Below are 23503 nucleotides of genomic sequence, written 5' to 3'. Positions count from 1 at the left end.
TCGAAGGATCCCTATAATGCGACTCCACACAGCGGGGGTGATTAGCTCAGTTGGTAGAGCATCTCCCTTACAAGGAGGGGGTCGGCGGTTCGAGCCCGTCATCACCCACCACTCTTAATGAGATGGCCCGCAGTGAACAAGAGATAAGATATGGGTGATTAGCTCAGTTGGTAGAGCATCTCCCTTACAAGGAGGGGGTCGGCGGTTCGAGCCCGTCATCACCCACCATATCTTAGTCAGATGACACTCTTGTTAAGCAGTACCGAAGTGGGTGATTAGCTCAGTTGGTAGAGCATCTCCCTTACAAGGAGGGGGTCGGCGGTTCGAGCCCGTCATCACCCACCACTTCGGGTCGTTAGCTCAGTTGGTAGAGCAGTTGACTTTTAATCAATTGGTCGCAGGTTCGAATCCTGCACGACCCACCAAATTCAGAAAAGAGCGCCCTCAGGGCGCTTTTTTCGTTTCTTCACATCCCACCCTCCAGGCTGCCAGTTAAGCTGAAACTGCATTCAACCACTGTTGCACGTTTGGTAGCGGCGCAATTTATTGCGCGATGAATCGCGCCGCTACAAATGGTGTGCGATTTGCGGTTGCCTTACCTGGTTGCTCTTACGTCCTTAGGGCGCTTTTTTCGTTTCTTCACATCCCACTCCCCAGGCTGACAGTGAAGCTGAAACTGCATTCAACCACGGTTGCACGTTTGGTAGCGGCGCAATTTATTGCGCGATGAATCGCGCCGCTACGAATAGGGTGCGACTTGCGGTTGCCATATCTGACCGCTCATACATTCTCAGGGCGCTTTTCCGCTTCAGCTGTGAAGAAAGACCCCGCTCAGCCTGAGGCCGTGCCCGCTCTATCCCCTTCCGCCCTCGTTCCTGACGAAACCTTTTCGCAAATTTAACACCTCTCACCCTCAAGCCGCAGCGGCTGCGTTCCGATAACGAAAGGGCACATTTGCAAGGAGAACGTTATGACCACCATTTCGACCAATACCAATATTGGCAGCAGCAGTACTTCCAGCTCCGGAAGCACATCCGGCAGTAGCGATAGCGCCTCGAAAATCGCCAGCCTGACCAAACAAATCGCCAGCCTGAACGATGAACTGAAAGACATCGCGAAGGACAAAAGCCTGACCGAGAAGCAAAGAAAGGATAAGCAGGAGACGATTAACGCGCAGATTCAGCTGCTGCAGGCGCAAATCCAGCAGTTGCAGAAGCAGGAAAAGGAGAAAGCGGAGCAGAAGCAGGAGAAACAGGAGGTTACTGCAGTGAAAGCGGATGGCATCAACCGCCCAACCGACAGCAACCAACTTGACGTTTATGTTTAAAACGCCGGATTAAGCGCGCGATCCTGCGTCAGCAGCGCCGCCTGCTGACGCACTTCCTGCCAGATAGCCTCCGCTGCCGGGGTGAGTGACCGATTTTTGCGTTTAATCAGCATCAGGCTGCGATTGATCTCCGGATAGAGCCGGCGCACCGTTAGCTTACGTCCGGACGGCAGCGGCAGCGCCAGTGCCGGTAAGATACTGATGCCAATGCCCGCTTCCACCATCGGATAAAGCGTGGCCGGATGGCCAATCTCCTGCACCACCTGCACGTTCAGCGCCAGCCGCTGCAATGCGGCATCGACCAGCAAACGGCTGCCCGACGCGTAATCCTGCAGTACCATAGCGCGACCAGCCAGCATTGACCACTGAGCCTGCGGCACCTGCGCCAGCGCATCATCCTGATGGCACAACAGTAAAAACGGCTCCTGCAGAATCTCCTCGCTATCGAAATCCGCATCCTGCAGCGGACCGATGACGATGCCAAAATCGACTTCCGCATTGCGCACGCTCTGCAATACCCACTGCTGCACGCGGTCGTGCAGAATCACCCGAATGTCGGGGTAGCGCAGCTGGCTGCTAGCCAGACATTGCGGCATCAGATGCGCCGAGGGCGTCTGGCTGGCCGCCACGCGCACCGTGCCGCTGCGCTGCTCGCCATAGCTGCGCACATCCAGCAGCGTGGTATTCAGTTCCTCCAGCAGTCGTTCCAGCCGCGTTGCCAGTTGCTGTCCGGCTTCGCTCAGTAACACCTCGCGCGTGGTGCGATCCAGCAGCCGTACGCTCATCTCCGCTTCCAGCTCTTTAATACTGTGACTGACAGCCGACTGGCTCAGCCCAATCGCCTGCCCTGCCTGGCTGAAACTGCCGTGCTGCGCCACCGCCACAAAGGTGCGCAACTGTCGTAAGGTGTAATTCATCGATTACGCTCATAGATTAATGCAATAAATCAATTTTATTTCTAAACGCGACTGACGCACAATCAGCAACATCATTTATTACATTTAACCGGATTGTAACAATGGGCTTTTTACGACTTGACCCGATGATGGTCAAACTCATCATCACCGTGCTGCTGGCCAGCTTCTTCCCGGCCAAAGGCGGGTTTGTCGATTTCTTCGAATACCTGACCACCGCGGCCATCGCCCTGCTGTTCTTCATGCACGGTGCCAAACTGTCGCGCGAGAAGATCATCGCCGGCAGCAGCCACTGGCGGCTGCATCTGTGGATTATGTGCAGTACCTTCGTGATTTTCCCGATCCTTGGCCTGCTGCTGGTGTGGTGGCATCCGGTCAACGTCGGCGCGGAGATCTACACCGGTTTCCTCTACCTGTGTATCCTGCCGGCGACGGTGCAGTCCGCGATTGCTTTCACCTCCATGGCGGGCGGTAACGTTGCCGCGGCGGTGTGTGCTGCCTCCGCCTCCAGTCTGCTGGGTGTCTTTATTTCGCCGCTGCTGGTTAACCTGGTGATGAATGTGCACAGCGATGCACCGGGCAACGGTCTGGAGCAGATTGGTAAAATCATGCTGCAGTTGCTGGTGCCCTTTGTGCTGGGCCACCTGGCACGTCGCTGGATTGGTGGCTGGGTGGAGAAGCATCGCAGCCTGATTGGCAAAACCGATCAAACCTCGATTCTGCTGGTGGTCTATTCGGCGTTCAGTGAGGCGGTGGTTAACGGCATCTGGCATCGCGTCGGCGTTGATACCCTGCTGTGGATTCTGGCTGGCAGCCTGCTGATTCTGTTCGTCGCACTGGCCATCAACCTTGGCGCTTCCCGGCTGTTTGGCTTTAGCCGTGCGGATGAGATTGTGGTGCTGTTTTGCGGCTCGAAAAAGAGCCTGGCAAACGGCGTGCCGATGGCTAACATTCTGTTCCCGGCCAGCGCGGTGGGGATTATTGTCCTGCCGCTGATGATCTTCCATCAGGTCCAGCTGATGGTGTGCTCGTTCATTGCCCAGCGCTATAAAGCCGGCAATGAGAAGAAGCTGGCGAAGCAACAGATTGAAGCGCAGAAGTCATAAAACATCAGGCTCGCAATTGCGGGCCTGTCACTTATTCACTGCGCTTGAGCGGTTTAACTAAGCCCTGTAAGCCTTCGATTTTGATCGCCAGCGTCAGCTGCATCAGCTCACCCAGTTTGCCGGCGGGAAACTCATTTTTACGCGCAAACCACAGCAGATACTCTTCCGGCACATCGATCAGCATCCGCCCTTTGTATTTGCCAAACGGCATCGCGGTATTGGCAATCTCAACCAGCTGCTGCTTATCCATCTCAGGCGCCCAGTAACCGAATCATTTCGGCTTCATCGATCACCGCAATCCCCAGCTCCTGCGCTTTTGCCAGCTTGGAACCGGCGGCCTCACCGGCGATCAGCAGATCGGTTTTTTTCGATACGCTGCCGCTGACTTTGGCTCCCAGCGCCGTCAGCCGCGCTTTGGCATCGTCACGGTTCATCTGCGACAGCGAGCCAGTCAGTACCACGGTTTTTCCGGCGAACGGGCTGTCGATCTCTTCGGCTTTGACCACCACCACCGCCGGCCAGTGCACGCCCACCTCCTCCGTCAGCTGGCGGATCACTTCACGGTTACTCTCCTCTTCCATGAAGTTGCGCACGTGCGCTGCCACCACTTTGCCGACGTCCTGTACCGCGATTAACGCATCGAGATCGGCGTTCATGACCTTTTCCAGCTCGCCAAAGTGGTTCGCCAGGTTGGCCGCCGTCGCCTCGCCCACTTCGCGGATGCCGAGCGCATACAGGAAGCGCGGCAGCGTGGTGAATTTGGCTTTTTCCAGCGCGTCCACCACGTTTTGCGCCGATTTGGGCCCCATGCGGTCCAGTCCGGTCAGCTTGCCGGCGGTGAGACGGAACAGGTCGGCCGGGGTTTTGACGTACTCTTTTTCCACCAGCTGGTCGATGATTTTATCGCCCATGCCGTCCACGTCCATCGCACGGCGTGAGACAAAGTGCTTCAGCGCCTCTTTGCGCTGCGCGCCGCAAATCAGCCCGCCGGTACAGCGCGTTACGGCTTCGCCTTCCACACGCTCTACGTCAGAACCGCAAACCGGACAGTGGCTGGGAAACACAATCTCGCGCGCATCCGCCGGACGCTCAGATTCCACCACGTTGACCACCTGCGGAATCACGTCACCCGCGCGACGAATCACCACTTTGTCACCGATACGCAGCCCCAGCCGGGCGATTTCATCGGCGTTGTGCAGCGTCGCATTACTGACTATCACGCCCGCGACCTGCACCGGTTCGAGGCGCGCCACCGGCGTAATCGCGCCGGTACGTCCAACCTGAAACTCGACGTCGCGCACCACCGTCATCTGCTCCTGCGCCGGGAACTTGAATGCCACCGCCCAGCGCGGTGCGCGCGCCACAAAGCCCAGCTGCTCCTGCAGCGCCTGCGAATCGACTTTGATCACCACGCCGTCAATATCAAAGCCGAGTGACGGGCGGTCCTGCTCAACCTGGCGATAAAATGCCAGCACCTCATCCGCGGTGTGCACCAGGCGAATCCGATCGCTGACCGGTAATCCCCAGGCCTTAAACTGTTGCAGACGCTGCCAGTGGCTGGCAGGCATTTCGCCGCCCTCCAGCAGGCCTAAGCCGTAGCAGAAGAAGGTCAGCGGACGTTTCGCGGTGATACGCGGATCGAGCTGGCGCAGCGAGCCGGCCGCCGCATTACGCGGGTTGGCAAACACTTTGCCGCCGGTGCGTCGCGCTTCCTCATTCAACTTCTCAAAGCCGCTTTCAGTCATGAACACTTCGCCGCGCACTTCTACCCGCGCCGGAATATTGTCGCCGTGCAGGCGCAGCGGAATGGCGTGAATGGTGCGCACGTTCGCCGTGATGTTTTCGCCGGTGGTGCCATCGCCGCGCGTGGCGGCACGCACCAGCAGGCCGTTTTCATACAGTAAACTTACTGCCAGACCATCCAGCTTCAGCTCGCAGCAATAGGTGAGATCGTCAGTGCTTTTCAGGCGATCCTGCACGCGCTTATTGAAGGCAAGAAATCCGGCTTCATCAAAGGTGTTATCGAGCGACAGCATCGGCACTTCGTGGCGCACCTGTTCAAAGGTGGCAAGCGGTGCCGCGCCCACGCGCTGGGTGGGAGAATCCGGGGTGATTAAATCGGGATGCGCGCTCTCCAGCTCACGCAGTTCGCGCATCAATCGGTCATATTCTGCATCCGGGATTTCCGGCGTATCCATCACGTGATAGAGGTATTCGTGGTGGCGTAACGTGGTGCGCAGCGCGGTGATCTGCTCCTGAACCGATGTCATATTCTCTCGTCCGATAAAAAACCCCCGGCAAGCGGGGGTTATTTAGTTAAAGGGTGATACTGCTGGCGGCGCTTAGCCAATAACCTCGCGGATGCGTGCTTTATAGGTTTCCAGCTTTTGTGGTGTCATCATGCGACGCTCATCATCCAGCACCACGCCACCGACATCATCGGCGATGCGCTGTGCCGATTGCAGCATCAGCTTAAAGTTCTGATTGGCGTCACCGTAGGACGGCACCATCATAAAGATCGAGACGCCGGGCGTGGTGAAATCGCCCATTTCATCCGGATTGAACGAACCCGGTTTAACCATGTTTGCCAGGCTGAACAGCACCGGACCGCTGCCGGCCGGGCTGAGATGGCGATGGAAAATGTTCATTTCACCAAACTGGAAGCCGGCCTGCAGAATGCCCTGCAGCAGCGCTTCACCGTTCAGTGCGCCACCGGCATGCGCGGCAACGTGCAACACCAGCACCGCTTCTTTTTTACTACCCGGCGCAGCGGGCTGCGGTTGCGGTGCAGCTTCCTGCACAGGCGCAGGTTCAGGTTGTTTAACCTCCGGCTCGGCGGCGGTAAACTCCGGTGCCGGCTGGGTGGCGGACAGCGGTTCATTATCCAGCAGCGGATCGGCCTGAATCGGTTGTGGCTGTGGCACGGGCTGCGACACCGGCGCCTGCGGTTGTGGCGCAGGTGCAGGCTGACGTACTGGCTCATCGTCCAGCAGCGGATCGCCGCTTAACGGCGTTTCCTGGCGTGGGAACGGCTGACGCACCGGTTCCGGCGCACGCGGAGCTGCAGGTTTGGTGACCGGCGCATCGAACTGCGGCTCGTCTTCGGCATCACGCTGACGACGCACGCGTACTTCGCCGACGCCATCGTCTTCGCTGTTCAGCAGATCATCGTCATCCGCTTCTTCACGCTGTTTCAGACGTTTGTGCGGGCGATCGCGAAACACGGAAGAGCGCTCTTTACGGCTGGTCCACAGTCCGTGAAGAAGCAGCGCTATTATGGCGATCGCGCCAACAACGATTAATATCAGACGCAAATCCTGCATCATTGTATTCTCTGTTGTTCCAATACCTTGCCACCACGGCAAACTTTATCCTCTAACTGTATTTGCCCAGCTACACAAGTGCAAGTCTGTGCAGTATTTTCTGACAAATAAGATAGCTGCCCCACGCTTTTTTGCTGTTTTTTCGCGCAAAGTGCGCCTGTCACCGATAAAAAGCCAGGTTATGATGTTGGCGCCGCTACATAAAGGAGAAAGGCTCGCTATGCCCGCTGAGAATTCGGTCTCATCCATGAATGGTATTCATTATTTTGCCCAGGGCTGGAAACTGGTGCGTCTGCCCGGTATCCGCCGCTACGTCATCATCCCGCTGCTGGTAAACATTGTGCTGCTGGGCGGTGCGTTTATCTGGCTGTTTCAGCGCCTCGGCCAGTGGATTCCCCGGCTGATGTCGCACGTGCCGGACTGGCTGCAGTGGCTGAGCTATCTGCTGTGGCCGCTGTCGGTAATTTCGATTGTACTGGTATTCAGCTATTTCTTCTCCACCATCGCCAACTGGATTGCCGCGCCATTTTGCGGCCTGTTGGCGGAGCAGCTGGAAGGACGTCTGACCGGAAAACCCCTGCCGGACAGTGGCTGGCTCGGCATGATGAAAGACATCCCGCGCATCATGAAGCGCGAGTTACAGAAGCTCGGCTACTATTTGCCGCGCGCACTGGGCCTGCTGCTGCTCTATTTTATCCCCGGCTTTGGCCAGACCGTGGCGCCGGTGTTGTGGTTTCTGTTTAGCGCCTGGATGCTATCGATACAATATTGCGACTATCCGTTCGACAACCACAAAGTCAGTTTTCCTCAGATGCGTAACGCGCTGCGTCAGCATAAAACCGCCAATATGCAGTTTGGCGCGCTGGTCAGTCTGTTCACCATGATTCCGATCCTCAATCTCGCCATCATGCCGGTCGCGGTATGCGGCGCGACCGCCATGTGGGTCGATCGCTACCGCAGCCAGCATGCGCGTCATCTATAATGCATCAAAAAGCCTTATGCATTTTTGCATCAGGCTTATGGTCGCAGGCTATATAGATATACGATTTCTTTCCTTCCGCCGGGGGTCAGAACAGGTATGCTCTGAGGGTTCCCAATATTTCATACAGTTAAGGACGGGCTATGAGTAAGATCTATGAAGACAACTCTCTGACAATTGGTCATACGCCGCTGGTTCGACTGAACCGCATCGGTAACGGACGCATTCTGGCGAAGGTCGAGTCGCGTAACCCGAGCTTCAGCGTTAAATGCCGTATCGGTGCCAATATGATTTGGGACGCAGAAAAACGCGGTATTCTGAAACCGGGCGTTGAGCTGGTAGAGCCAACCAGCGGCAACACCGGCATTGCGCTGGCCTATGTCGCCGCTGCGCGCGGCTACAAGCTGACGCTGACCATGCCTGAGACCATGTCGATTGAACGTCGCAAGTTGCTGAAAGCGCTGGGCGCCAATCTGGTGCTGACCGAAGGGCCAAAAGGCATGAAGGGCGCCATCGCTAAAGCAGAAGAGATTGTTGCCAGCGATCCGGACAAATATGTGCTGCTGCAACAGTTCAGCAACCCGGCCAACCCGGAAATTCACGAAAAGACTACTGGCCCGGAGATCTGGGAAGACACTGACGGCGCCGTAGACGTCTTCATTGCCGGCGTGGGCACCGGCGGTACGCTGACCGGCGTGAGCCGCTACATCAAGAACACCAAAGGCAAGCAGGATTTGATCACCGTGGCCGTTGAGCCTACGGATTCCCCGGTCATCGCGCAGGCGCTGGCGGGAGAAGAGATCAAACCGGGTCCGCATAAGATTCAGGGGATTGGTGCCGGTTTCATTCCGGGCAACCTTGACCTGAAACTGATTGACCGCGTGGTGGCCATCACCAATGAAGAAGCGATCAGCACCGCGCGTCAGCTGATGGAAGAGGAAGGCATTCTGGCCGGTATCTCTTCCGGTGCAGCGGTGGCGGCTGCCCTTAAGCTGCAGGAAGATGAAGCCTTCGCCAATAAAAATATCGTGGTGATTCTGCCCTCTTCCGGCGAACGCTATCTCAGTACCGCACTGTTTGCCGATCTGTTCACCGAAAAAGAGCTGCAACAGTAAACGCCAGAGTCTGAAAATGATGAAAAAAGCACCCAAATGGGTGCTTTTTTGTGGCGCAGATCTCACTTTTACCACCGGGCAGATTGATTTCAGTGATGCGGCTCTGGTATTTAAGCAGCCAATTATTTCGGTGCCTGAAATTAATCTGCCTTTAAAGTGGATCAAGCTGAATCGATTTACTGATTTGGTGAAACGGCGAATCACGGCATAATCAGCAAAGTGACGTATCGCAGCAGTTTTGATCCGTCATCGAAAAAATGACTTTTTCATTCAAGCGCATTTTTTGGTCAGCGTGATGCCGTACCAGCGCACCTACACAGGCTAAAGTTACGGCTCCAGGCTAGACTTTAGATCCATAACACCAAACCTGATAAAGTTGGGGAAATAGAATGTTCCAGCAAGAAGTTACCATTACCGCACCTAACGGCCTCCATACCCGTCCTGCAGCTCAGTTCGTGAAAGAAGCAAAGGCTTTCCAGTCTGAAATCACCGTTACTTCTAACGGCAAATCTGCCAGCGCGAAAAGCCTGTTCAAACTGCAGACTCTGGGTCTGACTCAGGGTACGGTTGTTACGCTTTCTGCAGAAGGTGAAGACGAGCAGCAGGCGGTTGAGCATCTGGTCAAACTGATGGCTGAACTGGAGTAATTCCGCTCCGGCAAGCCATTAAACCGACTCCTTTGCCCCATTGAGTGCAATTATGTTGATCGCGGACAACCTGTCCGCGTTATTGCTTCCTTAGAGTACTGCTCCGCGACAGTGGCAACGCATTGGGTCAATGAGCCATCGTGATTAAAAGGTAGGGTTATGATTTCAGGCATTTTAGCATCACCGGGTATCGCTTTCGGCAAAGCACTGCTGCTGAAGGAAGACGAGATCGTCATCAGCCGTAAAAAGATTACTGACGACCAGGTTGAGCAGGAAGTTCAGCGCTTCCTCGACGGTCGCAGCAAAGCAGCCGGGCAGCTTGAAGCCATCCGTGTGAAAGCCGGTGAAACCTTCGGTGAAGAGAAAGCGGCGATCTTTGAAGGTCACATCATGCTGCTCGAAGACGAAGAGCTTGAGCAGGAAATCATCGACCTGATTAAAAAAGATCACGTAACCGCTGACGCCGCCGCCCACTCTGTGGTTGAAGGCCAGGCGAAAGCGCTGGAAGAGCTCGACGACGAATATCTGAAAGAGCGCGCGGCTGACGTACGTGACATCGGCAAGCGTCTGCTGCAGAACATTCTGGGTCTGCATATCGTTGACCTGAGCGCCATTGCTGACGAATCCATTCTGGTGGCGAAAGATCTGACGCCATCCGAAACCGCACAGCTGAACCTGAAAAAGGTGCTGGGCTTTATTACCGATCTGGGTGGCCGTACTTCACACACCTCGATCATGGCGCGTTCGCTGGAACTGCCTGCGATTGTCGGCACCGGTAACGTGACCGCTACCGTGAAAAACGGTGATTTCCTGATTATCGATGGCGTGAACAACAAGATTTACGTCAATCCGACCGACGACGTGCAGGAAGAGCTGAAAGCGATTCAGACGCAGTATCTGTCTGAGAAGCACGAGCTGGCGAAACTGAAAGATCTGCCAGCGATTACGCTGGACGGCCATCAGGTTGAAGTGTGCGCCAACATCGGTACCGTGCGTGATGTCGCCGGTGCTGAGCGCAACGGCGCGGAAGGTGTTGGTCTTTACCGTACTGAATTCCTGTTCATGGACCGCGATTCGCTGCCAAGCGAAGAAGAGCAGTTCCAGGCTTACAAAGCCGTGGCGGAAGCGATGGGTTCCCAGGCCGTGATCGTGCGCACCATGGACATCGGCGGCGACAAAGATCTGCCGTACATGAACCTGCCAAAAGAAGAGAACCCGTTCCTCGGCTGGCGTGCGATTCGTATCGCTATGGACCGCAAAGAGATTCTGCATGCCCAGCTGCGCGCCATTCTGCGTGCGTCTTCCTTCGGCAAACTGCGCATCATGTTCCCGATGATCATTTCGGTTGAAGAAGTGCGCTTCCTGAAGGCTGAGCTGGAGATGCTGAAGGCACAACTGCGTGAAGAAGGTAAAGCCTTTGATGAGTCCATTGAAGTGGGCATCATGGTGGAAACCCCGGCTTCCGCAGTGATTGCCCGCCATCTGGCGAAAGAAGTCGACTTCTTTAGTATTGGGACAAATGACCTGACGCAGTATACTCTGGCGGTCGATCGTGGTAATGATTTGATTTCACACCTCTATAACCCAATGACGCCATCTGTACTGGGCCTCATCAAGCAAGTGATCGACGCATCACATGCCGAAGGGAAATGGACCGGCATGTGTGGTGAGCTGGCTGGTGATGAACGTGCTACACTACTGTTACTGGGAATGGGGCTGGACGAATTCAGCATGAGTGCCATTTCAATCCCAAGCATCAAGAAGATCATTCGCAATACCAATTTCGAAGATGCGAAGGCACTGGCAGAGCAGGCTCTGGCTCAACCCACAGCGGAAGATTTGATGAACCTGGTGAACAAGTTCATCAAAGAAAAAACGCTCTGCTGATCCACGAGACGCTGGCCCCAAATTACTGCTTAGGAGAAGATCATGGGTTTGTTTTCTAAACTTTTTGGCGATAAATCAGAGAGCGCGTCAGGGACTATCGATATCGTTGCGCCTCTGTCAGGCGAAATCGTGAATATCGAAGACGTACCTGATGTGGTATTCGCAGAGAAAATCGTCGGTGATGGTATCGCCATCAAACCTACTGGCAACAAAATGGTTGCACCAGTGGATGGTACTATCGGCAAGATTTTCGAAACCAACCACGCGTTTTCTATCGAATCTGATAACGGCATCGAACTGTTCGTGCACTTCGGTATCGACACGGTAGAACTGAAAGGTGAAGGCTTCAAACGCATCGCTGAAGAAGGCCAGAAAGTGAAAAAAGGCGATGTGGTGATCGAGTTTGATCTGCCGCTGCTGGAAGAGAAAGCCAAATCCACGCTGACCCCGGTCGTGATCTCGAATATGGATGAGATCAAAGACCTGGTGAAACTCTCCGGTCAGGTTACCGTGGGCGAAACGCCGGTTATCCGCATCAGGAAGTAAACCGCGCTGATTGCGTGAAAACGGCACCCAATGGGTGCCGTTTTTGTTTTTTCACACGTTGATGAAAGATTTGCAGGCGAGCGCTTCTGGCAAAGCGCACCGTGCCTGTTTGAGGGCGGGACGACCGGGCAGAGGAGCAAAGCGTCCCGCGCCATGGATGGCGCGGGCCGAGGCCCAGGGACGGTTTATGCCGTCTTTGCGATCTGTCCGGTCGTCCTGACCGCCTGCGCCTGGCGTGATGATTTACGCCTGCTTCCAGCGCGGTAGCCGCAGTGTCACTTCCAGCCCGCCTTCCGGACGGTTCACTGCCTGAACTTCGCCGTGATGTGCCAGAACCACTTTGCGCACGATCGACAGCCCCAGCCCGTAGCCTTTGCCCATCAGCGGCGAATTCACCCGAACGAACGGATCGAAGATACTCGACAGCTTCTCATCATCCACGCCCGGCCCCTGATCGCGCACGCGAATCGCCAGCCACTGATTCTCCGCCTGCAACTGCACGCTGATATGCTGCCCCTGATGTGAGAAACGCAGCGCGTTGCGCAGCACATTCTCCACGCCGCGGCGGATCAACTCAGCATTACCGCGCACGGTGTAATCTGCGTTCTCATCCACCAGAAAATCTACATGCACACCGGGGATCTGCGCTTCGTAGCGCACATCAGTTACCACCGCGTGTAGCAGGCCGGTCAGGTCAAAATACTGCTCGCCAGGCATGCTCTCATGTTCAGCGCGCGATAGCGTCAGCAGTTCGCCGATCATCTTATCCAGGCGGCGTGCCTCCTCGTCGATGCGATTCAGTGAGGAGGCTACCGACTCCGGCGTCTGGCGCGCCAGACCGGTGGCTAACTGCAGGCGCGCCAGCGGGGAGCGCAGCTCGTGGGAGATATCGTGCAGCAGCTCCTCACGCGCTTTCACCAGCGTATCCAGCCGCTCCACCATCGCATCAAAATCCTGGGCCACAATCGACAGCTCATCATGGCGGCGGCGCATCACCGGATAGAGCCGCACCGACAAATCACCGCGCGACACGCGGGCAAACCCCTCCCGCAGCTGACGCATTGGTCGCGTCAGGTTCCACGCCAGCAGCAGACTGAACAGCAGCCCCAGCGCGCCGGCAAAGGTAAACATCGGCTCGGGGATATTCAGAATACGACGCGGGCCTCCGCCGCCCATTGAACTGTCTTCGCGCAGCCCTTTTACGTCATAGCGCAGTTCATACTCTTTACCGTCAGCGCCCTTCACCCAGCGCACAATCACCTGCGGAAACGGCCCGTGAAACGGCTGATTAAAGGTCTCCGGCGGCGCATTGTCCGGCGTAGTGGCCGGTCTGGCGTGCTGAATCACCGAGAAAAACTGACGATCGTTCGGCTCCCAGTCGGCCATCATATCGTCGAGCGAGCTGGGGCCGCCGCGCTCCAGTACCGACACCGCCGAAGCCATTTGCAGATTAACGATCCGACGCACCGCCACAATCTCCGGCGGCTCGTGACGGTTTCCTGACAAGGTAAAGCCCAGCCACAGCAGCTGGCTGATAATCACAAACACAATCCAGAAGCCCAGCAGGATCTTCCAGAACATGCGGCCACGGTAGCTGTGTTTCATCGAATGCGATAACCAATGCTGCGCACGGTTTCAATATTCACGCTGTCTGCGGTCAGCGCAGCCAGCTTCTGGCGGATGTTGCTGATGTGCACATCCACGCTGCGATCGTAAGCTTCACGCGGTCGGCCCAGCCCCTTCTCCGACAGCTCATCTTTGGACACCACGCGGTCCGGTGCGCGCAGCAGCAGATCCAGCAGATTGAACTCAGACGCGGTGAGATCAAAAGCTTTGCCCTGCCACTCCGTGATACGCGTGGCCGGGTTCAGGCTGAGATCGCCCCAGCGCAGGACCTCTTTCTTGTCCGGCACCGGTACCTGATCTTCAAAGCGACGCAGCACCGCGCGCAGACGCGCCACCAGCTCGCGCGGATAGCAGGGTTTGGGCACGTAGTCATCCGCGCCCATCTCCAGGCCGATAACGCGGTCGATATTGTCGCCCTTCGCCGTCAGCATAATCACCGGCAGGCGGCTGTTCTGCCGCACCTGACGCAGCACATCAATACCGCTCATATCCGGCAGCATGATGTCGAGAATCATCGCGGTGTAGTGTCCGGATAACGCCCCTTCAATCCCGGCGCTGCCGGTCAGCACCAGCTGGGTTTCAAAACCTTCGGCAATCAGGTACTGGCTCAGCATGGTGCCAAGTTCAACATCATCATCAACAAGCAGGATTTTCATCTTTTTCTCTCGTACAAAATTGCCGCTATTTTGTCCTGAGTGCCGCGGGAAAGCAGCCAGTTTTACGCGATCCTTACAGTGACCGCGTCAGAACATGCTTAGGGAGACTATAGACAAAAATGGCCCGTACGCCGCGTCACAGGGCGCACGAAGCCAGAAACAGGCGGGGGGAACTAGCGGTGAAAAACACCGGTGGAAAGATAGCGATCGCCGCGATCGCAGACAATGGCGACAATCACACTGCCCGGCTGCGCCGTCGCAATGCGCAATGCGCCAGCCACTGACCCACCTGAACTGACGCCGCAGAAAATGCCTTCGCGCTGCGCCAGCGCGCGCATGGTCTCTTCCGCCTCCTGCTGCGCCATATCTATCACTTCATCCACCAGTTCCGGACGAAAAATCCCCGGCAGATAGGCCGCCGGCCAGCGACGAATACCGGGAATACTGCTGCCCTCCTGCGGCTGCAAACCAATCACTTTCACCGCCGGAGCAAACTCTTTCAGATAGCGCCCGACGCCGCTGATGGTGCCGGTGGTGCCCATGCTGGAGACAAAATGTGTCATACGACCGTGGCTTTGCTGCCAGATCTCCGGACCGGTGGTGAGATAATGGCCGAGCGGGTTGTCGGGATTATTAAACTGATCCAGCACTTTGCCTTCACCGCGCTGCGCCATGGCCTGCGCCAGATCGCGTGCGCCCTCCATGCCCTGCTCGCGGGTCACCAAAACCAGCTCAGCCCCGTAGGCGCGCATCGCATCCTGACGCTCCTGGCTCATGTTCTCCGGCATCAGCAGGCGTAACCGGTAGCCTTTCAGCGCGGCAATCATCGCCAGCGCAATGCCGGTATTGCCGCTGGTGGCTTCGATCAGGGTGTCGCCGGGCTGGATTTCACCCCGCAACTCAGCGTGGTGGATCATCGACCAGGCCGCGCGATCTTTCACCGAACCTGCCGGATTGTTGCCTTCCAGCTTGAGCCAGATTTCGCTGCCGTTATCCGGCGTCAGGCGCTGCAACTTAATCAGCGGCGTATTGCCGATGGTGTTTTCCAGAGTGGTCACGGTGTCATTCCAGCCGAAAGGAGTACAAATAAATCGGGCGGGAAAATCCCGCCCGAAGGAGTGACAAAAATATCAGGCGCTTTCGGCAAAGGCAACCGGTCGCAGCGGCGTGGTGCCCTGGTAGATACGTGCCTGTTGCAGACCAACAAACAGCCGTTCGCCGCGGATCGGCGCCGTCTGTTCACCGGCGAATACCACCGAGATTGGCTCGCTTTGCCAGCCGACGGGCTGAACCACCAGCTGCCAGAAGTGGCCACGCGGACTGATTTCCAGCACCTGCACCGGTAACGGCGTCTCCAGGCTACTCTGGCGTGACACGTCCACTTCCCACGGACGCAGGAACAGCTCCACGTCGCCCTGATGCGCTGGCGTATAGCCCAGCGGCCAGCGATGCGCGCCCACATGGAACTGCGAGCCGTGCACTTCGCCGTCAAAGCGGTTCACTTCGCCGAGGAACTCCAGCACGAAGCGGGTCGCGGGCTCACGCCACACGTCATCCGGTGCGCCCACCTGCTCAATATTGCCCTGACTCATTACCACCACGCTATCCGCCACTTCCATCGCTTCTTCCTGGTCGTGGGTCACAAACACGCTGGTAAATTTCAGCTCTTCATGCAGCTGACGCAGCCAGCGGCGCAGCTCTTTACGTACCTGGGCATCCAGCGCGCCAAAGGGTTCGTCCAGCAGCAGAATCTGCGGCTCAACAGCCAGCGCACGCGCCAGCGCCACGCGCTGTTTCTGTCCACCGGAGAGCTGTGCCGGGTAGCGGTTGGCCAGATGTGCCAGCTGCACCATCTCCAGCAGACGGGTAACGCGCTGCTTAATTTCGGCGCTGTTCGGACGCTCGCGGCGCGGCAGCACCGTCAGACCAAAGGCGATGTTGTCGAACACCGTCATATGGCGGAACAGCGCATAGTGCTGAAACACAAAGCCGACCTGACGATCGCGTGCGTGCGTGCGGCTGACGTCTTTGCCATGAAAATGGATCTGCCCGCTGTTCTGGTGCTCCAGCCCGGCGATAATGCGCAGCAGCGTGGTTTTACCGGAACCGGACGGTCCGAGCAGCGCCACCATCTTGCCGGAAGGAATATCCAGAGAGATATCGTTCAGCACCGGCGTGCGGCCAAATGCTTTATTAATGTGTTTAATCTCAATGCTCATGATTTTCCTCCTGTTGGCGCTTCTGCTGATGCTCTAATCGCCACTGCACCACGCTTTTCAGAAACAGCGTCACAATTGCCATCAGGGTCAGCAGCGCGGCGGCGGTAAAAGCGCCCACGGTGTTGTAATCCTGATGCAGTAATTCAACCTGTAAAGGTAAGGTATAGGTTTCGCCGCGAATCGAGCCGGACACTACCGATACCGCACCAAATTCGCCGATGGCGCGCGCGTTGGTCAGCACCACGCCGTACAGCAGCGCCCAGCGGATATTTGGCAGCGTCACGCGGCGGAACATCTGCCAGCCAGACGCGCCCAGCAGCACGGCGGCTTCATCTTCGTGGCTGCCCTGGCTCAGCATCACCGGCACCAGCTCGCGCACCACAAACGGACAGGTAACGAAAATCGTCGCCAGCACCATACCCGGCCAGGCAAACATCACCTGGATGTTGTGCGCATCAAGCCAGCCGCCAGCCGGGCCGTTCACGCCCCAGAACAGCAGATACATCAGACCGGCCACCACCGGCGACACGGCAAACGGAATATCAAACAGCGTCAGCAGCAGCTGGCGACCGGGGAAAGTGAAGCGCGTCACCAGCCAGGCCAGCAGCGTGCCGAACACCAGGTTTACCGGCACGGTAATCAGCGCCACCAGCACCGTCAGCCAGATAGCATGCAGCATGTCCCCATCCTGCAGGTTGCTAAAGGCCTTGCCGATGCCCTGCCCCAGCGCCTCCCAGAAGATGGAAACCATCGGCACCACCAGCAGGCCAATCGATACCAGCACACCAATGCCGATCAGCAGCCATTTGCCCCAGTTCACCGGCTGACGCTCGGCATGATTGATCTGTGAAATCTCAGCCATCAGTGACCTCCCAGACGGCGGCCAAAGCGGCTCTGCAGAGTGTTAATCGCAAACAGCAGCAGCAACGACGCCGCGAGGATCACCGAAGCGATGGCGCTGGCAGCCGGATAATCAAACTCCTGCAGGCGAACAAAAATCATCAGCGAGGTCACTTCAGTTTTCCAGGCGATGTTACCGGCGATAAAGATCACCGCGCCAAATTCACCGAGGCTGCGGGTAAACGACAGCGCGGTCCCGGCCAGCAGCGCCGGCGCGACTTCCGGCAGCACTACGCGCCGGAAACTCTGCCACGGCGTGGCACCGAGGGTTTCCGCCGCTTCCTCATACTCCGGGCCTAACTCTTCCAGCACCGGCTGCACGGTACGCACCACAAACGGAATGCTGGTGAAAGCCATCGCCACCGCGATACCGAGCCAGGTGTAAGACACTTTGATATCAAAATGTGCCAGCCACTGACCGTACCAGCCGTTAACCGAAAACAGCCCGGCCAGCGTCAGGCCGGCCACCGCCGTCGGCAGCGCAAACGGCAGGTCCATCAGGCCATCCAGCAGCGTACGGCCGGGAAAGCGATAGCGGGTCAGAATCCACGCCATCAGCATGCCAAACACCGCGTTAAACAGCGAGGCCACGCCCGCTGACAGCAGCGTAACTTTATACGCTGCCACCAGCTGCGGATTGCTGATCACCTGCCAGTACTGCGCCAGCGTCATCTGCGACAGCTGCATGATCAGCGCGCTGATCGGCAGCAGCAGAATCAGGCAGGTAAACAGCAGGCTGGTGCCGAGGCTGAGACCAAAACCGGGCAGAACGCGTTTCTGTGCAGAAGCCAACATCAGCCGCGCCCCGCTGCCAGTAATTTATCCAGCTCACCGCCGCTGGCGAAGTGGGTTTTCATCACCTGCGGCCAGCCGCCAAACGCGTCATTAACATTGAACAGCGCAGTCTGCGGGAAGCGATCTTTCTGCTCCGCCATCAGCTGCGGGTTATTCACGCGATAGTAAAAGCCGGTGATGATTTTCTGCGCCTGCGGCGTGTAGAGGTAGTTAAGATAGGCTTTCGCCGCTTCCGCCGTGCCGTTGTGTTCGACGTTCTTATCGACCCACGCGACCGGGAATTCAGCGAGAATATTGGTTTTCGGCACAATCACTTCGTATTGGTCTTTACCGTACTGATTACGGATATTGTTCACTTCCGATTCAAAGCTGATCAGCACATCGCCGAGCCCGCGCTCGGCAAAGGTGGTAGTGGCACCACGGCCGCCGGTATCAAACACTTCGACGTTTTTCAGGAACCTGGTCATAAACGCTTCGGTTTTGGCTTGATCTTTGCCGTCCGCCTGGTCGGCAGCGCCCCACGCGGCCAGATAAGTGTAACGGCCGTTACCGGAGGTTTTCGGATTCGGGAAAATCAGCTTCACGTTATCGCGCGCCAGATCGGCCCAGTCGTGAATCTGCTTTGGATTCCCCTTGCGCACCAGGAACGCCATGGTGGAATAAAACGGTGAGCTGCTGTTGGGCAGACGACTCTGCCAGTCGGCCGGGATCAGGTTGCCTTTGTCGTGCAGCACCTGCACATCGGTCACCTGATTATAGGTCACGACATCGGCACGCAGCCCCTGCAAAATGGCCAGCGCCTGTTTTGAGGAGCCCGCATGTGACTGTTTAATGGTCAGCTTGTCGTCAGGGTGCGCCGCGTCCCACTGCTGTTCAAACGGCGCATTCAGGGCAACAAACAGTTCACGTGACACATCGTAAGAGCTATTGAGCAGCTCTGTTGCCTGTGCCGCGCCCGCTAAACTCAGCGACAGCGCTATACCGCCAAGCCATTTTTTCGAAACCGAACGTGTCATGCTGCACCCTGAGAAATGGAGTTCGAGCCTATGCCATTAGATGCTGTCAGTGTATTTATAACTCTGGCGAAAGCTGTAACGGTTTTATATATCGTTTAGGGATTTCAAAGTCTAAAAAGGCATAAGCCAGCGGCAGAGTTTATGCGCAGGGCGGGATTAACTGAGCCGCGTCAAGCGGGGATGTGGTGCGCACGGCGGCGCACCGGTAAAACGCGATGGATTAACGTGACAGCGCCTGCAGCGCCGTCAGCGAAGGGGCAAAGAAGTAGCTGCCGCTCACCGGTTTGGTGAACCGTAACATGGCATCCATCATGCCGTCGCGCTCGCCAAACATGCTCAGCAGCTGCTGCTCGATGTTATACAGGCGATGACAGTACGAAATAAAATAGAGACCGTGGCGACCACTGGCGGTGCCGTACGGCAGGCTCTGGCGCAGAATCTTCAGGCCTTTGCCCGCTTCTTTCAAATCCACGCGACTCAGGTGCGACGTCGCCGGCCGCTGATCGTCCGGCAGCTCTTCATTGTCCTGTTTGGTGCGGCCAATAATCGCTTCCTGCTTATCAATCGCCAGCCGGTTGAACTGCGGCAGGTTGTGCTCCCAGCGCTGGGTAAACACATAGCTGCCGCCGGCATCCGCGCCATCAGCAATGATCGCCACCTGCTGGCGCGCCTCGCCCTGCGGGTTTTCGGTGCCATCAACAAAACCGGAAAGATCGCGATCTTCGACCCAGCGGAAACCGTGCGTCTCTTCTTCAATGGCGACCGCGCCGGCGAACGCCGTCAGCGCCGCCTGCGCCAGCGAAAAGTTCACGTCGTGACGCAGCGACTGAATATGGATCAACAGATCGCGCTGGGTCGCCGGTGCCGCACCTTTGCCGAGCGGCGTGAAAGCTTTGAGTTCGGGAGCTGAGTCGGTGCCCTGCAGATCGCGCCACAGCGCATCACCAAAGGCGATGACCGCACCAAGACCGGCGTCCGGGAATTGCTGCTGCAGCGCAGCCAGCTGCTGCAGAAAGGCGTGGCAACCCTGACGCAGCGCAGCGAGGTCTCCGGTGGCGCGGGCTTCCAGCCAAATGGCGAAACGGCGGTGCTCCAGCAGGATCCCGCTCTGAAACTGAGACATGACAATGCTCTCCGGCATAAAAGTTAACGGCGTTTTTTCGCCGGTATCATACCGGAAAGCCCTGCGCAGAAGATGCGTTAACGCAATTTTTTCGCTGGTTAACGCTGCCAGACGATCTTACTGATTTTCCAGCTTTTTAACGTATCATCTGACGGCATCAGCCCGGTCGGACCGTGCCACTCGCCGCTGTAGATATAGGCGATATGCTGACTACCCGGCGCGCGGCACTCAACATCGCGCACATCCAGCCCGGCAACCATTTTGCAGTTATCAAACGCTTTGCTGAATTTATCGCTGAACGCATCACCGATTTTACTGCCGTCGGCGCTGCGCGCGTCGCTATCGAGCACTTCAATGCGCTCGACGCTGCGCTGGCCATTGATCACCAGCTTAACCTTACCGTCATCCAGCGCCTGCCAGAAATCCACCACCTGCCCGTTCTGCGTGCGCATGCCCTGACGCAGCTGATAATCATTGTTCAGCGCGGCGCCAATGGCGGACTCAGACATTGCCGTGTTGCTGTTCAGCCCGGCGACGCCCTGCTCGGTGACGGTGAGCGAACTGCCAAACCAGCTGAACGGATTGAGCGCCGACCAGTGATAGCTGAGCGGATTGTACCAGTGACTTTCGCTGGTGCTGGCAGGGGAAGAGGAACCGGAACTGGCGCAACCGGCCAGCACCAGGGCGCTGACCAGCAGGGCGGGACGAACAACTTTCATGCAAACTCCTTTCTTTTGTGCCGACTGGCGTGCCTGTTGGAGTCGCAAACCGGCAAAAAGTTTATTCGCTGTGCTGCATGGCGGGCAGAAACCCGGCCGCGCGCCGCGTGGAATCAGTATTCACGGTCTTCAATCAGGCGTTTGCCCAGCAGCAGCGAGTCGACCGGCTCGTAATCCAGCTTCTCGTAGAAAGCCACCACCTGATCGTTCTCTTCGCGCACCATCAGATGGATTTTCGGGCAGCCGCGCGCAATCAGCTTTTTCTCCAGCCGGTTCATCAGCGCATTGGCAAATCCCCGGCCCTGATAATCGGGATGCACCGCCAGATAGTAGGCGGAGCCGCGATGACCATCGTAGCCGCCCATCAGCGTGCCCACGACCTCGCCGCCTACCTCAGCCACCAGAAACAGCTCCGGGTCATGGTTCATTTTGCGTTCGATGTCGAGTTCCGGATCGTTCCACGGCCGTAACAGATCGCAACGCTCCCAGAGCGTAATGACTTCTTCAAAATCTTCCTGGCGGAAGGAGCGGATTTCCATCGGCGTTACCCTGCAATGAGGCACAATTCGCTGATTATCACGCATTCTTTGCCAGGCGCAACCCTCGCAGGGCGCAACGGCTGAAAAAAACGGCTAAATAGCGATTCGCGGCCTGAAATACAAAGTAATGTCCTGAAATGGTTCGGCAGTCGCCGCCGGACGGCGCTTAAGCTATAACACGGGGCAGGTTTACTCTCAGGGACATGTTAATGAACAAGATTTCACTGTTGCGGCGCCTGACCAATCGCCGCCAGCTGATCCTCTCCGGCCTGGCGCTGGCGGTGCTGTCGCCGCGCGCCGTTCAGGCGCAGGAAACGCGCGCGGCAGTGCCCGTCAGCGCACGCCATACACCGCCGAAACCGGCCACCAGCGGCAAGCGCATTGTGATGATCGATCCCGGTCACGGTGGCATTGATTCTGGCGCGGTGGGTCAGGAAGGCTCAGAAGAGAAGCACATCGTACTGGAGATCGCCAACACCGTGCGCACGCTGCTGCAGAACCATCCGAAGGTGGAAGTGCGGCTGACGCGCGACAGCGACCACTTCATTCCGCTCTACCAGCGCGTGGAGATTGCGCATCAGCACGGCGCCAACCTGTTTATGTCGATTCACGCCGACGGCTACACCAGCCCGGAAGCCAACGGGGCATCAGTGTTTGCCCTCTCCAATCGCGGTGCCAGCAGCGCCATGGCGCGCTATATGTCGCAGCGCGAAAACGATGCCGATAAAGTGGGCGGCGCGGCGGTGCAGGAAAAAGATAATTACCTTAACCAGATCCTGTTCGACCTGGTACAGACCGATACCATCCGCAACAGCCTGACGCTGGGTAAACACGTGCTGGATCAGATTCGCCCGGTGCATCACCTGCACAGCCAGCACACCGAGCAGGCGGCGTTCGCGGTGCTAAAATCCCCGTCCATCCCGTCGGTGCTGGTGGAAACCTCGTTTATCACCAACCCGCGTGAAGAACAGCTGTTGGGCACCACGGCGTTTCGCCAGAAAATTGCCCGGGCGATTGCCGACGGTATCGTCAATTACTTTGATGAGTACGATCGTCGCCAGGCTTGATAGCGTTTTGTGCTAGAATCGCGGCAAATTTTTGCAATGAGTGAGCCATGAGCAATCCCGATATTTCGCGCGTCAAAGCCTATCTGCTGGCGCTGCAGGATGACATTTGCGCCGGTCTGGCGGCGGAAGACGGCAGCGCCAGCTTTGCCGAAGACACCTGGCAACGCCCCGGCGGCGGCGGCGGACGCAGCCGCGTGCTGCGTAATGGCAAGGTGTTCGAGCAGGCTGGGGTTAATTTCTCCCATGTGTATGGCGAGCAGATGCCCGCGTCAGCCACCGCGCACCGCCCGGAGCTGGCGGGCCGCAGCTTCGAAGCGATGGGCGTGTCGCTGGTGGTACATCCGGAAAATCCGTATGTGCCAACCAGCCACGCCAACGTGCGCTTTTTCATTGCCGAAAAGCCGGGCGCCGATCCGGTCTGGTGGTTTGGTGGCGGTTTCGATCTCACTCCTTACTACGGTTTCACAGAGGATGCCCGGCACTGGCATCAGACCGCGTTCAATCTGTGCCAGCCGTTTGGCGACGACGTCTATGCACGCTACAAAAAGTGGTGTGACGACTACTTCTACCTGAAACACCGCAACGAGCAGCGCGGCATTGGCGGCCTGTTTTTTGATGATTTGAATACGCCGGATTTTGACCACTGCTTTGATTTCATGCAGGCGGTCGGCAACGGTTTCATGCAAGCCTATCAGCCGATTGTAGCGAAGCGCAAAGAACTGGCTTGGAGCGAGCGCGAACGTCAGTTCCAGCTTTACCGCCGGGGCCGCTACGTTGAGTTCAATCTGGTATGGGATCGCGGCACGCTGTTCGGTCTGCAGACCGGCGGTCGCACCGAATCGATTCTGATGTCGATGCCGCCGCTGGTGCGCTGGGAATATGATTATCAACCCGCCGACGACTCCCCGGAAGCCGCGCTGACCCGCGATTTCCTGCCGGTGCAGGACTGGCTGGGGCTGGAAAAATAAGCCAGGTGCGCATTCATGCGCACCCTGCGGA

The 23503-nt window shown here is 57.3% G+C and carries 24 protein-coding genes and 4 tRNA genes; 14 read left to right on the top strand and 14 right to left on the bottom strand.

Annotation, left to right across the window (positions count from 1 at the left end; all coding sequences use genetic code 11):
* Window positions 1-35: 35 nt before the first annotated feature.
* The 5 genes from K7H94_RS05630 (at window position 36) to K7H94_RS05610 (ending at window position 1327) form a co-directional block, all read left to right on the top strand.
* A tRNA-Val gene (locus tag K7H94_RS05630) sits at window positions 36-111 on the top strand.
* Between the two features lie 41 nt (window positions 112-152).
* A tRNA-Val gene (locus tag K7H94_RS05625) sits at window positions 153-228 on the top strand.
* Window positions 229-269: 41 nt separating this feature from the next.
* Window positions 270-345 (top strand) — tRNA-Val (locus tag K7H94_RS05620).
* Window positions 346-349: 4 nt separating this feature from the next.
* A tRNA-Lys gene (locus K7H94_RS05615) sits at window positions 350-425 on the top strand.
* Between the two features lie 545 nt (window positions 426-970).
* Window positions 971-1327: a FlxA-like family protein gene (locus K7H94_RS05610; protein WP_150058728.1), complete on the top strand. Its 357-nt coding sequence runs from the start codon at window positions 971-973 to the stop codon at window positions 1325-1327.
* On the opposite strand, the gene K7H94_RS05605 is transcribed toward K7H94_RS05610, so the two are convergent.
* On the bottom strand, window positions 1324-2244 hold the full coding sequence (locus K7H94_RS05605) for a LysR family transcriptional regulator (RefSeq protein ID WP_222951768.1): 921 nt from the start codon (window positions 2242-2244) through the stop codon (window positions 1324-1326). The genes K7H94_RS05610 and K7H94_RS05605 overlap by 4 nt on opposite strands.
* 101 nt (window positions 2245-2345) lie before the next feature.
* On the opposite strand from K7H94_RS05605, the gene K7H94_RS05600 reads away from it, so the two are divergent.
* The gene (locus K7H94_RS05600) at window positions 2346-3347 is read left to right on the top strand and encodes a bile acid:sodium symporter family protein (RefSeq protein ID WP_021508088.1); all 1002 of its coding nucleotides are present in this window, start codon (window positions 2346-2348) and stop codon (window positions 3345-3347) included.
* A gap of 31 nt (window positions 3348-3378) precedes the next feature.
* On the opposite strand, the gene K7H94_RS05595 is transcribed toward K7H94_RS05600, so the two are convergent.
* The 3 genes from K7H94_RS05595 to zipA form a co-directional block, all read right to left on the bottom strand.
* A complete protein-coding gene (locus K7H94_RS05595; protein WP_021508087.1) occupies window positions 3379-3597 on the bottom strand; it encodes a DUF3820 family protein in 219 nt (72 codons plus the stop codon).
* A gap of 1 nt (window position 3598) precedes the next feature.
* On the bottom strand, window positions 3599-5617 hold the full coding sequence (ligA, locus tag K7H94_RS05590; RefSeq protein ID WP_222951767.1) for an NAD-dependent DNA ligase LigA: 2019 nt from the start codon (window positions 5615-5617) through the stop codon (window positions 3599-3601).
* 72 nt (window positions 5618-5689) lie between these two features.
* A complete protein-coding gene (gene zipA, locus K7H94_RS05585; RefSeq protein WP_222951766.1) occupies window positions 5690-6673 on the bottom strand; it encodes a cell division protein ZipA in 984 nt (327 codons plus the stop codon).
* A 217-nt stretch (window positions 6674-6890) separates the two neighbouring features.
* Here zipA and cysZ point away from each other — a divergent pair, with 217 nt between their 5' ends.
* The 6 genes from cysZ (at window position 6891) to crr (ending at window position 11844) form a co-directional block, all read left to right on the top strand.
* Complete coding sequence (gene cysZ / locus K7H94_RS05580) at window positions 6891-7652, top strand: sulfate transporter CysZ (protein WP_021508084.1); 762 nt, start codon at window positions 6891-6893, stop codon at window positions 7650-7652.
* 140 nt (window positions 7653-7792) lie between these two features.
* Window positions 7793-8764: a cysteine synthase A gene (cysK, locus tag K7H94_RS05575; protein WP_021508083.1), complete on the top strand. Its 972-nt coding sequence runs from the start codon at window positions 7793-7795 to the stop codon at window positions 8762-8764.
* Between the two features lie 16 nt (window positions 8765-8780).
* Entirely contained in the window at window positions 8781-8975 is a 195-nt protein-coding gene (locus tag K7H94_RS05570; protein WP_021508082.1) for a hypothetical protein, read from the top strand.
* Between the two features lie 178 nt (window positions 8976-9153).
* A complete protein-coding gene (gene ptsH, locus K7H94_RS05565) occupies window positions 9154-9411 on the top strand; it encodes a phosphocarrier protein Hpr (protein ID WP_007889063.1) in 258 nt (85 codons plus the stop codon).
* A gap of 159 nt (window positions 9412-9570) precedes the next feature.
* Window positions 9571-11298, top strand: coding sequence for a phosphoenolpyruvate-protein phosphotransferase PtsI (gene ptsI / locus K7H94_RS05560; RefSeq protein ID WP_021508081.1), 1728 nt, complete (start codon window positions 9571-9573; stop codon window positions 11296-11298).
* Window positions 11299-11340: 42 nt separating this feature from the next.
* Window positions 11341-11844, top strand: coding sequence for a PTS glucose transporter subunit IIA (gene crr / locus K7H94_RS05555; protein WP_010617547.1), 504 nt, complete (start codon window positions 11341-11343; stop codon window positions 11842-11844).
* 243 nt (window positions 11845-12087) lie between these two features.
* Here the strand turns inward: crr and K7H94_RS05550 are convergent, their stop codons facing one another.
* The 10 genes from K7H94_RS05550 to K7H94_RS05505 all read right to left on the bottom strand — a co-directional run bounded on the left by K7H94_RS05550 (window position 12088) and on the right by K7H94_RS05505 (window position 21437).
* The gene (locus K7H94_RS05550; RefSeq protein WP_021508080.1) at window positions 12088-13449 is read right to left on the bottom strand and encodes an ATP-binding protein; all 1362 of its coding nucleotides are present in this window, start codon (window positions 13447-13449) and stop codon (window positions 12088-12090) included.
* Window positions 13446-14126: a response regulator transcription factor gene (locus tag K7H94_RS05545; RefSeq protein ID WP_222951765.1), complete on the bottom strand. Its 681-nt coding sequence runs from the start codon at window positions 14124-14126 to the stop codon at window positions 13446-13448. The genes K7H94_RS05550 and K7H94_RS05545 overlap by 4 nt, the downstream gene beginning before the upstream one ends.
* Window positions 14127-14299: 173 nt before the next feature.
* Window positions 14300-15184, bottom strand: coding sequence for a cysteine synthase CysM (cysM, locus tag K7H94_RS05540; RefSeq protein ID WP_215480574.1), 885 nt, complete (start codon window positions 15182-15184; stop codon window positions 14300-14302).
* A 72-nt stretch (window positions 15185-15256) separates the two neighbouring features.
* The gene (gene cysA / locus K7H94_RS05535; protein WP_058770811.1) at window positions 15257-16345 is read right to left on the bottom strand and encodes a sulfate/thiosulfate ABC transporter ATP-binding protein CysA; all 1089 of its coding nucleotides are present in this window, start codon (window positions 16343-16345) and stop codon (window positions 15257-15259) included.
* A complete protein-coding gene (cysW, locus tag K7H94_RS05530; RefSeq protein ID WP_021508076.1) occupies window positions 16335-17207 on the bottom strand; it encodes a sulfate/thiosulfate ABC transporter permease CysW in 873 nt (290 codons plus the stop codon). The genes cysA and cysW overlap by 11 nt, the downstream gene beginning before the upstream one ends.
* Window positions 17207-18040, bottom strand: coding sequence for a sulfate/thiosulfate ABC transporter permease CysT (gene cysT / locus K7H94_RS05525; RefSeq protein ID WP_021508075.1), 834 nt, complete (start codon window positions 18038-18040; stop codon window positions 17207-17209). Before cysT ends, cysW begins: the two co-directional genes overlap by 1 nt.
* Window positions 18040-19056: a sulfate ABC transporter substrate-binding protein gene (locus K7H94_RS05520; protein WP_141496617.1), complete on the bottom strand. Its 1017-nt coding sequence runs from the start codon at window positions 19054-19056 to the stop codon at window positions 18040-18042. The genes cysT and K7H94_RS05520 overlap by 1 nt, the downstream gene beginning before the upstream one ends.
* Window positions 19057-19276: 220 nt before the next feature.
* Window positions 19277-20179, bottom strand: coding sequence for a Dyp-type peroxidase (locus K7H94_RS05515; RefSeq protein ID WP_222951764.1), 903 nt, complete (start codon window positions 20177-20179; stop codon window positions 19277-19279).
* A 98-nt stretch (window positions 20180-20277) separates the two neighbouring features.
* Window positions 20278-20898: an RpoE-regulated lipoprotein gene (locus tag K7H94_RS05510; protein ID WP_021508072.1), complete on the bottom strand. Its 621-nt coding sequence runs from the start codon at window positions 20896-20898 to the stop codon at window positions 20278-20280.
* 113 nt (window positions 20899-21011) lie between these two features.
* Window positions 21012-21437: a GNAT family acetyltransferase gene (locus tag K7H94_RS05505; protein WP_021508071.1), complete on the bottom strand. Its 426-nt coding sequence runs from the start codon at window positions 21435-21437 to the stop codon at window positions 21012-21014.
* A gap of 209 nt (window positions 21438-21646) precedes the next feature.
* On the opposite strand from K7H94_RS05505, the gene amiA reads away from it, so the two are divergent.
* Both amiA and hemF read left to right on the top strand, forming a co-directional pair.
* Window positions 21647-22504, top strand: a complete 858-nt coding sequence (gene amiA / locus K7H94_RS05500; protein WP_021508070.1) for an N-acetylmuramoyl-L-alanine amidase AmiA — start codon at window positions 21647-21649, stop codon at window positions 22502-22504.
* Window positions 22505-22551: 47 nt separating this feature from the next.
* Complete coding sequence (hemF, locus tag K7H94_RS05495) at window positions 22552-23472, top strand: oxygen-dependent coproporphyrinogen oxidase (protein WP_222951763.1); 921 nt, start codon at window positions 22552-22554, stop codon at window positions 23470-23472.
* Window positions 23473-23503: the final 31 nt, after the last annotated feature.

The organism is Pantoea dispersa (assembly GCF_019890955.1).
GTDB classification, from domain to species: domain Bacteria; phylum Pseudomonadota; class Gammaproteobacteria; order Enterobacterales; family Enterobacteriaceae; genus Pantoea; species Pantoea dispersa.
Note: the sequence above shows the minus strand (reverse complement) of the source record. Positions and strands in the feature narration are given on the sequence as shown.